A 13080-nucleotide genomic window follows, 5' to 3' on the forward strand; every position below is an offset into this window, starting at 1 on the left:
CACCAAGACACCACGAGAGTCCGCCGCCATGTACGAGCTGTCCCGGATCCGCCTCTACTCCATCGGGCCCGCCGGTGCGCGCTACGCCGACACCGTGCTCGACCTGCGCGGAGTCGGCGAGCCGGTGCCCCACCCGGCGCCGACCCAGGCGGAGTTCTTCGAGGACGAGCCCACCGGCCCGCCGCGCCGGCCCGCGCCCGCGGGTGTGCTCTTCCTGGAGAACGGCGGCGGCAAGTCCGTCCTCCTCAAGCTGATCTTCTCGGTGATGCTCCCCGGCCACCGCAACACCCTCGGCGGCGCCAGCTCCGGCGTCCTGCGCAAGTTCCTGCTCGCCGACGACTGCGGCCACGTCGCCCTGGAGTGGCAGCACACCCAGACCGGCGAGTGCGTGGTCGTCGGCAAGGTCAGCGAATGGCGGGGCCGCCAGGTCTCCAACGACCCGCGCAAGTTCGCCGAGGCCTGGTACTCCTTCCGCCCCGGGCCCGGCCTGAGCCTCGACAGCCTGCCGGTCGCCGAGGCCACCTCCGTGCGCCCGCCCGTCGAAGGCGCCTCCGGGGCCCAGGGCCGCCGCCGCACGATGAAGGGCTTCCGCGACTCCCTCACCGAGGCGGGCAAGGCGTACCCGCACCTGGAGGTGTACTTCGAGGAGATCCACGACCGCTGGAACGAGCACCTCACCGAACTCGGCCTCGACCCCGAACTCTTCCGCTACCAGCGCGAGATGAACGCCGACGAGGGCGAGGCGGCCGGCCTCTTCGCGGTCAAGAAGGACTCCGACTTCACCGACCTCCTGCTGCGTGCCGTCACCGACACCCGCGACACGGACGGCCTCGCCGACCTCGTCCACGGCTTCGGCAACAAGCTCGGCCGCCGCGCCGAGCTCATGGCCGAACGGGACTTCACCGCAGGCTCGGTGGACCTGCTCACCCGCATCGTCGAGGCCGCCGGAGCCCGCTCCCGGCTGCGCGACGTGCACGCGGGAGCGGAACGCCGTACGCGCACCCTCGCCCGGCGGCTGTCCGCACGCGCCGCCGAGGAGCGCGGCCGGGCCGCTGACCTCGCCCAGCAGGTCACCGGCGCCGCCCACCAGGTCACCGCCGCCGAGTCCGCCCGCACCCGCAGCGCCGCCGTCGCCGCCGAACTCGCCTACCGGCACGCCTCGCTGGCCCTGACCGTCGCCGACAAGGCCGCCGCGGCCCAGCGCCGCGAACTCCTCGAAGCCCGGACCCTGCACTCCGCGTGGCAGGCCGCCGAGAACGTGCTGCGCCACCGGGCCGCCGCCGACCGCTCGGCGCGCGTCGCCGCCGCGATCCTGGAGGCCGAGCGGGACGCCGCCCCGGCCCTGGCCGCCCGCGCCACCGCCGCCGGTGAGCTGGTCCGCGCCCTGCACACCGCCGCCGAGCACGGCGAGCGGCTCGCCAACGAGGAGGAGGAGCGTTCCGCCGCCCTCCAGGCCACCGGCGAGGACGCCCACCGCGACGCCACCGCCGCCGCCACGGCCGCCCAGCGCGCCCGCAGCGAGGCCGAGCACCTGCGCTCGCGGCTGGCCGAGGTCCAGCAGGAGACCGCCGAGGCCGTGCGCGCCGGCTGGCTCGACGACACCGCCCCCGACGCAGACCCGGCCCGCGCGGCCCTCGCCGCCACCGACGCCGAGAAGACCGCCGTGGCCGCCTGGGACGAGTCCCGGGAAGCCGCCCGCGCCACCGCCGAGGCCGCCCGCGAGGCGGCCGCCGCGGAATCCCGCGCCGAGCTCACCGCCGCCCGCGCGGCCGACGCCGCCGACGCGGCCGAGGCCGCCCACGACGCGGAGCACCGGGCCGCGGCCTCCCTCGCCACCGCCCCGCGCCTGGCCGAGCTGCTGGGCCTCCCCTCGGTCCCCGCCTCCTTCCTTCCCCACCCGCGCACGCAGAGCGGTACCTCCGGCGCCCTCGCCGGCTCCGGTGCGCAGGCCGCGTCGGCCGGGGCCGCGCACGGATCCGCCGGGCACGGCCTCGCCCCGGCCGGTCCCGCCGGCCGCCCCGAAGCCGCCGGAGGCGCCGGGCTCACCGTCGCCGACCTCGACCGCAACGCCGACGACCTGCGCACCCTGCTCACCGACGGGGTCGCCGCGGCCGAACGCCAGCTCTTCGAACTGCGCACCGCGGCCGCCGACGACGCCCGCATCCTCGGCGCCCTCGGCGACGGCGGCCTGCTGCCGCCCGGCCCGGACGTCCTGGCCACCGTGGAGTACCTCGGCGAGCACGGCATCCCCGCCCTCCCCGGCTGGCGCTACCTCGCCCAGTCCGTGGACCCCGCCGACCACGCCGCCGTCCTCGCCGCCCGCCCCGAACTCGTCGACGGCGTCGTCATCACCGACCCCGACACCCACGGCCGGGCCCGCGAGGTGCTCTCCGGCGCCGCCCTGCTGCCCCGCTCCACCGTCGCCGTCGGCACGGCCGCCGCCCTGCTGGCCCCGCTGCCGCCGGCCGACGCCGGAGACGACTCCGGGGTGTTCCTCGTACCGCCGAACCCGGCCATGCACGACGAGCACGCCGCCGACGAGGAGCGCCAGGCGCTGCGCGCCCGCGCCGCCGCCCGCGACACCGAGATCCGCGACCTCGCAGCCCGCCTCGGCGGTGACCGCGAGCTCGCCGCCCGCCTCGGCTCCTGGCGCACCGGCTGTCCGCCCGGCCGCCTCACCGAACTCGCGGAAGCGGCTGCCGCCGCCCGGATGTTCGCCGAGGAGACCGACGCCGAGCTCGCGGAGGCCCGTACCGTACGCGCCGAGGCCGACGAGGCCGCCGCCGACGCGGCCCGGGTCCGCGAGGAGCGCCAGGACGCCGCCCAGCGAGCCCGGCGCACCGCCGACGCCCTCGCCGGGCTCGCCTTCCGGCTGCGCGAGCGCGCCGGCTGGCAGGCCAGGCTCCGCGAACTCGCCGACGACGCCGCCGAGTCCGAGGCCCGCGCCGAGGTGTGCCTGGACCGGGCCCGCGCCGCCGACGAGGACCGCCGCGCCGCCCAGCGCGCCGCCGACGACGCCCGCCGCACCGCCCGCGCCCTGCGCGCCGAACGCGCCGAGATCGCCGGCGCCCCCGACCAGCTGCCCGACGGCGGCGGTGACGGCCCCCGGGCGCCGCTGCCCGACCTGCGCGAGGCCTACCGCGCGGCCTCCCAGCTCTACGAGAAGGTCGGCGTCGGCGCCGACCTGCGCGCCGAACAAGCCCGCGCCGAGAGCGACGAGAGCGCCGCCCTGGCCGAACTCGACCGCCTCACCAACAAGGTCCGTACCCGCGCCGCCCAGCTCCTCGAAGGCACCGACGGTGCCGACGGCCCCTCCCGGCAGGCCGCGGCCGCCCGCGCCGAGTCCCTCGTGCAGATGCTGGAGACCCGCGCGTCCACCGCCAGCGAGCAGCTCGGCCGGCTGCGCGGCGAGGCCGAACGGCACGCTCCCACCGAGGGGGAGGCGCACACCGAACTCCCCAAGGAGCTCGTCCCCGAGGACGTCGAACAGGCCCAGGCCCTGCTGCGTACGGCCAGCGCCCAGCTCGCCGCCCACACCGCGGCCGTGGAGAGCGCCCGGGCCGCCCACGCGGACCTGCTGCGCGCCCACCGCACCGCCGAGGACGGCGCCGGCGGCTTCGACGAGACCGCGGCGATGCTCAGGGACCTGCTGCGCGACCACGCCCACCAGGACGACGAGCAGGAACCGGTGCCCCACGCGGGCACGCTGGAGGAGGCCCGCCAGTCCGCCACCGAGGCCCGCCGCTCCCTGCGCGGCTGCTCGGCCGACCTCTCGGCCGCCGAGGCCGCGGTGCGCGAGGCGAGCGACATCCTGGTCCGCCACGCCAACGCCACCCGGTACGAGCAGGTACGCACCCCCGCGCGCCAGCAGATCCGCGAACTGCCCGCCTCCGCCCTGCCCGAGCACGCGGCGGCCTGGGCCGCGGCCTTCGCACCCCGGCTGCGCGTCCTCACCGACGAACTGGCCCAGCTGGAGCGCAACCGCGACAGCATCGTCGACCGCCTGCGCGGCCTCGTCGAATCGGCCCTGGCCACGCTCCGCTCCGCGCAGCGGCTCTCGCAGCTCCCGGAGGGCCTCGGCGAATGGTCGGGCCAGGAGTTCCTGCGGATCCGGTTCGAGGAGCCGGACCAGGCCACGCTCACGGAGCGGCTCGGCGAGGTCATCGACGAGGCCACCCGCGCCGCCGTGAAGAAGAACAGCAGCGCCTCCTTCGGCGAAGGCCGCCGTGACGGCATGTCCCTGCTGCTGAGGGGCGTCCAGGCGGCCCTGGAGCCCAAGGGCATCTCCGTGGAGATCCTCAAGCCCGACGCGGTGCTGCGCGCCGAGCGGGTGCCGGTCGGGCAGATGGGTGACGTGTTCTCCGGCGGGCAGCTGCTGACCGCCGCGATCGCGCTGTACTGCACGATGGCGGCGCTGCGCAGCAACGACCGCGGCCGCGACAAGCACCGGCACGCGGGCACGCTGTTCCTCGACAACCCGATCGGCCGTGCCAACGCCACGTACCTGCTGGAGCTCCAGCGGGCCGTCTCCGACGCGCTGGGCGTCCAGCTGCTCTACACGACCGGCCTGTTCGACACCACGGCCCTCGCCGAGTTCCCGCTGGTGATCCGCCTGCGCAACGACGCGGACCTGCGGGCGGGCCTGAAGTACATCAGCGTCGAGGAGCACCTGCGCCCGGGGCTGCCGCAGCAGTCCGCGGAGACGGAGACCATCCACGGCGAGATCACGGCGACCCGCATGTTCCGCCGCAGCGGCGTTTCCTGACGCGCGAGCCCGCCCTGATCGGCAAGACACCCCTCAGGGCGTCAGCGCGCGGAATAGCGGCCGGAGGCCGCCAGAGGGCCGTCCTCGCGGGGTATTCGGCCCGCGGCGGCCTTCCGGGCCTCCCGGGCCGCCCGGGACGCCCGACGGGCCTCCCGGCGGCGGCTGCGTGCCGTGCTGCTCGGCTCCGACAGGACCCCGTACCGCTGGTTCCAGGTCTGCCGGGTGATCCACACGTCCAGCACGCCCCAGGTGGCCACGATCGTCCCCGCTATCGCGCCGAGCCCCATCGGGAGGGCCAGCCAGGACCCCGCCAGGGTCAGGAAGAACGTGATCGTCGCCTGCGTCAGGGTCACGGCCACGATCAGCACCGCCCGTACCGCGGAGGTCCGTACCGAATCCGGCATCCGGCGCCGCCGGGCCGGCTCCTCGACCCACAGTCCCCGCCCGGCCCCGCCGGCACCCAGGCCTGCACTCGCGCCGCCGCCCTCGTCACTGCTCATGGTCCGCTCACTCCCCACCGCGCGGTCCGTCATGCCTGCTCGCCCTGCCTACTTGCCACGTCTGCCCACCACGTCCACCCTTCACGTCCGCTGCGACGCGCCCCCTCGAACAGACAGACGTTCGGCGGTGCCGAGAGATTCCCGGATCGCGGATACCTTCACCGGCCGGAATGATCGCGGAACGAATAATTCCAGCCATCCATCGGGTTGCAGGAACCGACGCCCCACCAAGTGTCATCTGCCACATATCGGGCTGCAGTTGACCGGAAGTGTCGGACAACTGGTGATCTTCCTACCGGGGTCAGGCCGAAAACGTCCGGACACGCCTTCGAAGCTGCCCCGCAGCAGTAGTAGGCTCACGCCGTTTAAATGACGGAACACCGACCCCCGGCAACGGGGTTGACCTGGGGGAGGCTGGGGAGGCCATGCGCTTTCGCGGGAAGTCCATCCGCCGGAAGATCGTGGCGTTGCTCCTTGTGCCGCTCGTCTCCCTGACCGCCCTGTGGGGCTTCGCGACAGTCATCACCGGCCGTGAGGCCGTCCAACTCTTCGACGTGGCCTACATCATCGACAAGGTCGGCTACCCCGTCGAGGACGTAGCCCGCGTCATCCAGAAGGAACGGCGCCAGACCCTGGTCGTCCTCGGCGACCCCCGGGCCGCCACCGCCACGGCCGAACTCACCAAGCGCCGCGCCGAAACCGACCTGGCCGTCGAGCAGATCAGCGTCAGCGCCCGCGACGCCAAGGTCATCGACGAGCTGAGCCCGCAGAGCGCCCGGCGCCTGCGCTCGATCGTCGCCGCCTTCCAGGGCATCGGCACCATGCGCCGCTCCGTCGACCAGAACGCCCTGGACCCCGCGCAGGCCCTGGACCTCTACAACCGGCTGGTCGACCCCTGCTACGACTTCCTCATGAACCTCCACGGCCTGGACAACGTGGAGGTCGACAAGGAAGGCCGCGCCCTCGTCGGCATCAGCCGCGCCCGCGAACTGCTCTCCCGCGAGGACGCCGTCATCGCCTCGGCCCTCGCCGCGCGCAACGTCACCGCTCCCGACGTCCGCCGCGTCTCCGACTTCGCCGCCAACCGCGGCCTGCTCTACGAGTTCAACCTCGTGACCCTCCCCGCCGACGACCGGGAGCGCTTCGAGAAGTACTGGAAGGACCCCGCCACCCAGCCCCTGCGCGACGCCGAGGAACGCTTCATAGCCGGCGGCGCCGTCAACAAGCCGCGCAGCGTCACCGCCGCCCAGTGGGACGAGGCCTCCGCCAAGGTCCTCGAAGACCTGGCCGCCATGAACACCGACGCCGGCAACCGCTACCAGGAGCGCATCGAGCCCGTCGCCATGGACGTCATGGTCCAGGCCGCCGCCGCCGGCGTCCTCGGCTTCCTCGCCCTGATCGTGTCCCTGGTGCTGTCCGTACGCATCGGCCGCGACCTCGTCCGCGACCTGTCCCGGCTGCGCAAGGAGGCCCACGAGGCCTCCGGCGTCCGGCTGCCCAGCGTGATGCGCCGCCTCGCCGCGGGCGAGCACGTGGACGTGGAGACCGAGGCACCGCACCTCGAATACGAGAAGGACGAGGTCGGCCAGGTCGGCCAGGCCCTCAACACCCTCCAGCGCGCCGCCGTCGAGGCCGCCGTCAAGCAGGCCGACCTGCGCCGCGGCGTCTCCGAGGTGTTCGTCAACCTGGCCCGCCGCAACCAGGTGCTGCTGCACCGTCAGCTGACCCTCCTCGACACCATGGAACGCCGTACCGAGGACACCGAGGAACTGGCCGACCTCTTCCGCCTCGACCACATGACCACCCGCATGCGCCGGCACGCCGAGGGCCTCGTGATCCTCTCAGGCGCCGCGCCCTCCCGCCAGTGGCGCAAGCCCGTCCAGCTGATGGACGTCGTACGCGCCGCCGTCGCCGAGGTCGAGGACTACGAGCGCATCGAGGTACGCCGGCTCACGCGCCTGGGCATCGTCGGCCCGGCCGTCGCCGACATCACCCACCTCATCGCCGAACTCCTGGAGAACGCCACCGTGTTCTCGCCGCCGCACACCGCGGTCCAGGTACACGGCGAGCGCGTCGCCAACGGCTTCACCCTGGAGATCCACGACCGCGGCCTCGGCATGACCCCGGAAGCGCTGCTCGACGCGAACCTCCGGCTCGCCGAGACCCCCGAGTTCGAGCTCTCCGACACCGACCGCCTCGGCCTGTTCGTCGTCAGCCGCCTCGCACAGCGCCACAGCGTCAAGGTCGTCCTCCAGCCCAGCCCGTACGGAGGCACCACCGCGGTGCTCTTCCTCCCCTCGGCCCTGCTGACCGAGGCTCCCGAGACCAACGGCGCGGGCGCGCGGTTCGACGGCGCCCGCGCCGCCGCCAAGCCCCTCCGGTCCGACAAGGTCGGCCACCTCGGCCGCGCCGGGTCCGAGCGGCCCACCCCCGCCGCCATGGAGCGCGCGTCCTCCGGCCGCCAGCTGCCCGCCGCCGAACTGCGCGGACCGGTCGAGCTGGAAGCCCCGCTCCCGGCCGGCGGCCTGGACCGGCTGGACGGCCTCGACGACCCCGCCGCGCTCGATGACGCCCCCACGGCGATCACGAGCCGCATCGGCGCCGCCGGCCGCCCGGTCATGGCGACGCTCGACGACGAGACCCCGCCGAACGGCATCCCGCGCAGCGCCCTCCTGGGCCTGCGCCCGGCGGACCGGCCCCACACCGACCGGCACGCGGACCGCGGCGGCTCCCGCAAGGGCGACCGCGACCGCGAGCCGCTCGCGCCCACCGGCCCGGTCCGGCTGGACACCCAGCGCGTGGAGACCCCGCGTCCGGACGGCCCCCGCTCCCAGGGCGCCGTACCGCTGCCGCGGCGCCGCCCGACCCCGACTCTGGTCGCCGAGCACGGCCGCCGGGTGGAGCCCCGCCCGGTGTCCGTGGTCCCGCAGCCCTCCCCGGCCTCCACGGCCGGATCCGAACCCGGAGCCGATGCCGGGGCCGCCGCACCCGGCCCCGCCATCGGCGGGCTGCCCCGCCGGGTCCGCCAGGCCAGCCTGGCGCCCCAGCTCAAGAAGTCCCCGTCCGCCGCTCCCGCCGACGCCGCCCCCGACCAGGCGGCCGACCGCGACGCGGATGACGTACGTACGCGCATGTCCGCACTCCAGCGCGGCTGGACCGCGGGCCGCAACCAGCACGCACAGCAGAAGTCCGAGACCGGGGCAGGCACATCCGCCGCCGACGGTCCCGCGAACGAGAACGAAGGGGACGGTCGATGACCGCACCGCAGACCGGCAACGACACCAGGGGCCGCGGCTCCGGCCCGCTCAACTGGCTCCTCGACGAGCTCGTCGACCGGGTCGGCTCCATCCGCAAGGCGGTGGTCCTCTCCGGCGACGGCCTGCCCACCGGCAGCTCCAAGGACCTGACCCGCGAGGACAGCGAGCACCTGGCGGCGGTCGCCTCCGGCTTCCACAGCCTGGCCAAGGGCGTCGGCCGCCACTTCGACTCCGGCCGGGTCCGCCAGACCGTGGTCGAGCTCGACGAGGCCTTCCTCTTCGTCATGGCCGCGGGCGACGGCAGCTGCCTGGCCGTCCTGGCCGACGCCGACTCCGACGTCGGCCAGGTGGCGTACGAGATGACGCTGATGGTCAAGCGCGTCGGCGACCACCTGGCGACCGCCCCGCGCACCGGGCTGCCAGCCGGAGGGTGAGTCGTAAGGCATGAGCGATTCAGGCCAGGACCACCCCACCGGAATTCCGGCCGGCTTCACCGTCGACCCGTCCTCCTCCGACCCCGACCACCTGGACCCCGACCACGCGCACTGGTTCGACGACGACGCGGGGCCCGTCGTCCGCCCGTACGCCATGACCCGCGGCCGGACCAGCCACGCGGGCCAGCACCGACTCGACCTGATCGCCCTCGTCGTCGCCGAACCGGCGGCCGACGATCCGGTCTGGGACATGACCCTCTCCCCGGAACACGCCCACATCCTCGGGCTGTGCCGGGGCCGACCGCAGTCGGTCGCCGAACTCGCGGCCGATCTCGACCTCGCCGTCGGGGTCGTTCGCGTCCTGATCGGCGACCTGGTCGACGAGGAACTGGTCCACGTGACCAGGCCGGTACCACCGGCAGAACTGCCCGATGAATCCATTCTGCGTGAGGTGATCGATGGCCTTCGGGCGCTTTAGCCGCACCGGTGCCATGCACGCGGTGTCGCCGGTCGAGCCGCTGACCTTGAAGATCCTGGTCGCGGGCGGCTTCGGGGTGGGCAAGACCACCCTGGTCAGCGCGGTGAGCGAAATCAGACCGCTGCGCACCGAGGAACGGCTCTCCGAGCCGGGCGTCGGTGTCGACGACACCGGGGGAGTGGAGGGCAAGAGCACCACCACCGTGGCCATGGACTTCGGGCGCATCACGCTCCGCGAGGACCTGGTGCTGTACCTGTTCGGCACGCCCGGGCAGGACCGCTTCTGGTTCCTGTGGGACGAACTCGCACAGGGCTCGCTCGGCGCCGTCGTCCTCGCGGACACCCGCCGCCTCGCCGACTGCTTCGCCGCCGTCGACTACTTCGAGCGGCGCGCGATCCCGTTCGTCGTCGCGGTCAACTGCTTCGACGGAGCCGACCGGCACCCCGTGGTGACCGTACGGACGGCGCTGGACCTCGACCCCGGGGTACCGGTGCTGCTGTGCGACGCACGGGACCGGGAATCCGTGAAGGACGTGCTGGTGGGCGTCGTGGAACACGCGATGTCCCTGGCCCGCGAGCGGCGCCGGAGCCTCTCGGCCGGAGCCTGACACGGAGGCGGCCCGTACCCCCGCCGACTGGGGTACGGGCCGCAGCTCTCACGGGGGGACCGGGGTCCCGGTCGCGGCGCGGGACTGTGGAGCGAGTGTGAACCTGCCGCCGGGGGCCGTCAAGCGTTCGGACGACACCGGCGGTTCAGCGCACGGCGACGACGGCCGACCCGTGCCCGAACAGCCCCTGGTTCGCGGTGATCCCGGCCCGCGCGCCGGGCACCTGCCGCTCCCCGGCCGTACCGCGCAACTGCCAGGTCAGCTCACACACCTGCGCGATCGCCTGGGCCGGCACCGCCTCCCCGAAGGAGGCCAGCCCGCCGCTGGTGTTGACCGGGATCCGGCCGCCCAGCGCCGTCGCCCCCTCCCGTACGAGCTTCGCCCCCTCGCCCTCCCCGCACAGCCCGATGTCCTCGTACCACTCCAGCTCCAGGGCGGTGGACAGGTCGTACACCTCGGCGAGCGAGAGGTCGTCCGGACCGAGTCCCGCCTCCTCGTAGGCGGCGCGCGCGATGGAGGACCTGAAGGAGCCGGCCGCCGGGGTCACCGCCACCGCCGAGTCGGTGGCGATGTCCGGCAGGTCCAGCACCGTCCGCGGATAGGTGGGCGTCACCGTCGAGACGGCCCGGATCCGTACCGGATCGGCCACCCCGTGCGCCCGGGCGAAGTCCATGCTGGTGAGCACCAGGGCGGCGCCCCCGTCGGAGGTGGCGCAGATGTCGAGCAGCCGGAGCGGATCGGCGACCACCGCCGAGGCCGCGACCTCCTCCGCGGTGACCCGCTTGCGGTAGCGGGCGTACGGGTTGAGCAGGCCGGCCGCCGCGTTCTTCACCTTGACCTGGGCGAAGTCCTCCAAAGTGTCCCCGTGGAGGGCCATCCGGCGCCGGGCGTAGAGCGCGAAATAGGCCGGGTTGGTGGCACCGAGCACGCGGAACCGCAGCCAGTCCGGATCGTCGGGCCGGTCGCCGCCCGCCGGGGCGAAGAACCCCTTGGGTGCGGCGTCCGCGCCGACCACGAGCACCACGTCGGCCAGGCCGGCCAGGATCTGCGCGCGGGCGGCTCCGATGGCCTGGGCGCCGGACGCGCAGGCCGCGTACACGCTGGTGACCCGCGCGCCCTGCCAGCCGAGCGCCTGGGCGAAGGTGGCGCCCGCCACGTAGCCCGGGTAGCCGGAACGCACGGTGCCGGCGCCGACGATCGACTGCACCTGCGTCCAGTCCAGTCCGGCGTCGGCGAGTGCCGCCCGCGCGGCGGACCGCCCGTATTCGACGAAACTGCGGCCCCACTTGCCCCAGGGGTGCATACCGGCCCCGAGGACGGCGACGTCGGCGCTCACTCGGCGCCCCCCACCGGCCGGAACTGCCAGGTGGTCCAGACGGTCCCGTCGGACCCGTCGGACCCGTCGGTCCCGGAGGTCCCGGAGGTCCCGGCGTCCTCGTTCAGCACGCCTCCGACCACCTCGACCTCCATGCCGACGGCCAGATCGGCGACCCCCACCCCCGGCGCGGCCTGCCCCAGCACCACCATCCCCTCGGCCTCCAGCTCCACCGCGACCAGCGTGTACGGCTCCCAGGGCGCGGCCGGGTCGGACACGTACGGCGCGGGCGGCCGGTAGCGCCCGTCGGTGTAGGACCAGACCCGGCCGCGGGGGGAGAGGGGGACCTCGGCGAGTTCACCGCCGCCGGGGCACCGCGGATTGCGGCAGTAGGCGTCCTCGCGGGGGAAGAACACCGCGGTACAGGCCGAGCAGCGGGTGCCGAGCAGCCGGAAGCCGCCGCCGTCCGGCGCGTCCTCGGTGAACCACCCGCTCACGACGGGTGTGCGTGTGCGTGCCACGATGCCCCTCCCTGGTCAGTGATCTGACGGATCGTCAGAAGTCTGCCACGGGTCAACTGCCCTGACACGGGTTCTCGGCAAGCCACTTCTGCGCGATCTCGGCCAGTTCCGCGTCCCGCCCGGCCAGCATCATCCGGATCATCTGCGCGTCCCCGCGCAGCGACCATCCGGGATGGCCGAAGGTGGCCGGGTTGTTCCCCTCGATCAGGAAGTGCGCGGGCCAGGCGGTCCCGTACCCGATCAGGGGGAGGGCCGCGAGGTAACGCCCGCGGCCGCGCGCCAGCCCGTAGGCGGTCACGGCCAGACCGGTGAGGGTGCCGGTGAGATGGATCCAGCGGGTGGCGGCGCGCGAGTGCATCGCGACGTAGTACGGCCAGAATTCCTCGTACGAGGTGAAAGTCATGCGGGCACCGTACTCACGGCCGGACGGCGGCGACAGCGGCACGGAGAGCCGAAATGCGCGCCGGGACACGCCTCGGGCCCGCACGCGAAACGCCACCGCTCCCCCGGGAAGGCGCACGCACCGCGTACGAACCCGCCGCGGCCGCCAGCGGTCCCGCAACAGCCGCCTCCCGCACCCCCCTTGGCATACCATCGCCGGATGCCGGCACAGCTGAAGGACTCGCACTGCTCCACCTGCGGAGCCCCGTACTCCACCCCTGCCTGGCCCCGCACCTGCGCGGCCTGCGGGGCGACCGCCTACCGCAATCCGCTCCCGGTTGCCATCACTCTCCTCCCCGTCGAGGACGCGGACGGCACCGGCCTCGTGGTCATCACCCGCACCATCGAACCGGCCCTCGGCGGCGTCGCACTCCCCGGCGGCTTCATCGACTTCGGCGAGGACTGGCGCGACGCGGTCGTCCGCGAACTCTTCGAGGAGACCGGCATCACGGCCCCCGCCTCGGAGGTCGTCCTGGCCGACGCCCTGAGCTCCCCGGCGGGCCACCTCCTCCTCTTCGGCCTCCTCCCGGTCCGCCCGGCCGCGGACCTCCCCGCCTCGAGGCCGACGGACGAGACCACCGGCTGGCACATCCTGCGCACCCCGTCGGCGCTGGCCTTCCCGCTGCACACCCAGGCGGCGGCGTCCTGGTTCGCGGGCAAGTACGCCTGAGCCCGACGCCCTGAGCCCGACGCCCTGAGCCCGACGCCCTGAGCCCGACGCCCTGAGCCCGACGCCCTGAGCCCGACGCCCTGAGCCCGACG

Annotated in this window: 10 protein-coding genes; 6 read left to right on the top strand and 4 right to left on the bottom strand. The window is 74.5% G+C overall.

What is annotated here, in order from left to right:
* Window positions 1–28 precede the first annotated feature (28 nt).
* A complete protein-coding gene (locus ACZ573_RS18580) occupies window positions 29–4765 on the top strand; it encodes a hypothetical protein (protein WP_471305100.1) in 4737 nt (1578 codons plus the stop codon).
* 41 nt (window positions 4766–4806) lie between these two features.
* On the opposite strand, the gene ACZ573_RS18585 is transcribed toward ACZ573_RS18580, so the two are convergent.
* Window positions 4807–5265: a hypothetical protein gene (locus ACZ573_RS18585; RefSeq protein ID WP_471305103.1), complete on the bottom strand. Its 459-nt coding sequence runs from the start codon at window positions 5263–5265 to the stop codon at window positions 4807–4809.
* A 425-nt stretch (window positions 5266–5690) separates the two neighbouring features.
* On the opposite strand from ACZ573_RS18585, the gene ACZ573_RS18590 reads away from it, so the two are divergent.
* From ACZ573_RS18590 to ACZ573_RS18605, 4 genes are read left to right on the top strand one after another with little or no spacing between them, the layout of a single operon-like run.
* The gene (locus tag ACZ573_RS18590) at window positions 5691–8522 is read left to right on the top strand and encodes a sensor histidine kinase (protein WP_471305106.1); all 2832 of its coding nucleotides are present in this window, start codon (window positions 5691–5693) and stop codon (window positions 8520–8522) included.
* Window positions 8519–8956, top strand: coding sequence for a roadblock/LC7 domain-containing protein (locus ACZ573_RS18595; RefSeq protein WP_030016314.1), 438 nt, complete (start codon window positions 8519–8521; stop codon window positions 8954–8956). The genes ACZ573_RS18590 and ACZ573_RS18595 overlap by 4 nt, the downstream gene beginning before the upstream one ends.
* A gap of 10 nt (window positions 8957–8966) precedes the next feature.
* Window positions 8967–9434, top strand: a complete 468-nt coding sequence (locus tag ACZ573_RS18600; protein WP_471305108.1) for a DUF742 domain-containing protein — start codon at window positions 8967–8969, stop codon at window positions 9432–9434.
* Window positions 9415–10041: a GTP-binding protein gene (locus tag ACZ573_RS18605; protein ID WP_453703122.1), complete on the top strand. Its 627-nt coding sequence runs from the start codon at window positions 9415–9417 to the stop codon at window positions 10039–10041. Before ACZ573_RS18600 ends, ACZ573_RS18605 begins: the two co-directional genes overlap by 20 nt.
* Before the next feature lie 145 nt (window positions 10042–10186).
* Here the strand turns inward: ACZ573_RS18605 and ACZ573_RS18610 are convergent, their stop codons facing one another.
* The 3 genes from ACZ573_RS18610 to ACZ573_RS18620 are packed head-to-tail and all read right to left on the bottom strand — an operon-like array spanning window position 10187 to window position 12280.
* Window positions 10187–11377: a lipid-transfer protein gene (locus tag ACZ573_RS18610; protein WP_471305111.1), complete on the bottom strand. Its 1191-nt coding sequence runs from the start codon at window positions 11375–11377 to the stop codon at window positions 10187–10189.
* The gene (locus ACZ573_RS18615; RefSeq protein WP_471305113.1) at window positions 11374–11877 is read right to left on the bottom strand and encodes a Zn-ribbon domain-containing OB-fold protein; all 504 of its coding nucleotides are present in this window, start codon (window positions 11875–11877) and stop codon (window positions 11374–11376) included. The genes ACZ573_RS18610 and ACZ573_RS18615 overlap by 4 nt, the downstream gene beginning before the upstream one ends.
* A gap of 52 nt (window positions 11878–11929) precedes the next feature.
* Entirely contained in the window at window positions 11930–12280 is a 351-nt protein-coding gene (locus tag ACZ573_RS18620; protein ID WP_471305116.1) for an Mpo1-like protein, read from the bottom strand.
* Window positions 12281–12478: 198 nt separating this feature from the next.
* On the opposite strand from ACZ573_RS18620, the gene ACZ573_RS18625 reads away from it, so the two are divergent.
* Window positions 12479–12988 (top strand): NUDIX domain-containing protein, encoded by a 510-nt coding sequence (locus tag ACZ573_RS18625; RefSeq protein ID WP_471305118.1) that lies wholly within the window; start codon window positions 12479–12481, stop codon window positions 12986–12988.
* Window positions 12989–13080: the final 92 nt, after the last annotated feature.

The organism is Streptomyces sp. NPDC040545, assembly GCF_055595065.1.

Coding starts and splice junctions, on each gene's coding strand:
- ACZ573_RS18620 (WP_471305116.1), bottom strand. CDS start 12,280: ATGACTTTCACCTCGTACGAGGAATTCTGGCCGTACTACGTCGCGATG.
- ACZ573_RS18595 (WP_030016314.1), top strand. CDS start 8,519: ATGACCGCACCGCAGACCGGCAACGACACCAGGGGCCGCGGCTCCGGC.
- ACZ573_RS18585 (WP_471305103.1), bottom strand. CDS start 5,265: ATGAGCAGTGACGAGGGCGGCGGCGCGAGTGCAGGCCTGGGTGCCGGC.
- ACZ573_RS18605 (WP_453703122.1), top strand. CDS start 9,415: ATGGCCTTCGGGCGCTTTAGCCGCACCGGTGCCATGCACGCGGTGTCG.
- ACZ573_RS18600 (WP_471305108.1), top strand. CDS start 8,967: ATGAGCGATTCAGGCCAGGACCACCCCACCGGAATTCCGGCCGGCTTC.
- ACZ573_RS18580 (WP_471305100.1), top strand. CDS start 29: ATGTACGAGCTGTCCCGGATCCGCCTCTACTCCATCGGGCCCGCCGGT.
- ACZ573_RS18590 (WP_471305106.1), top strand. CDS start 5,691: ATGCGCTTTCGCGGGAAGTCCATCCGCCGGAAGATCGTGGCGTTGCTC.
- ACZ573_RS18625 (WP_471305118.1), top strand. CDS start 12,479: ATGCCGGCACAGCTGAAGGACTCGCACTGCTCCACCTGCGGAGCCCCG.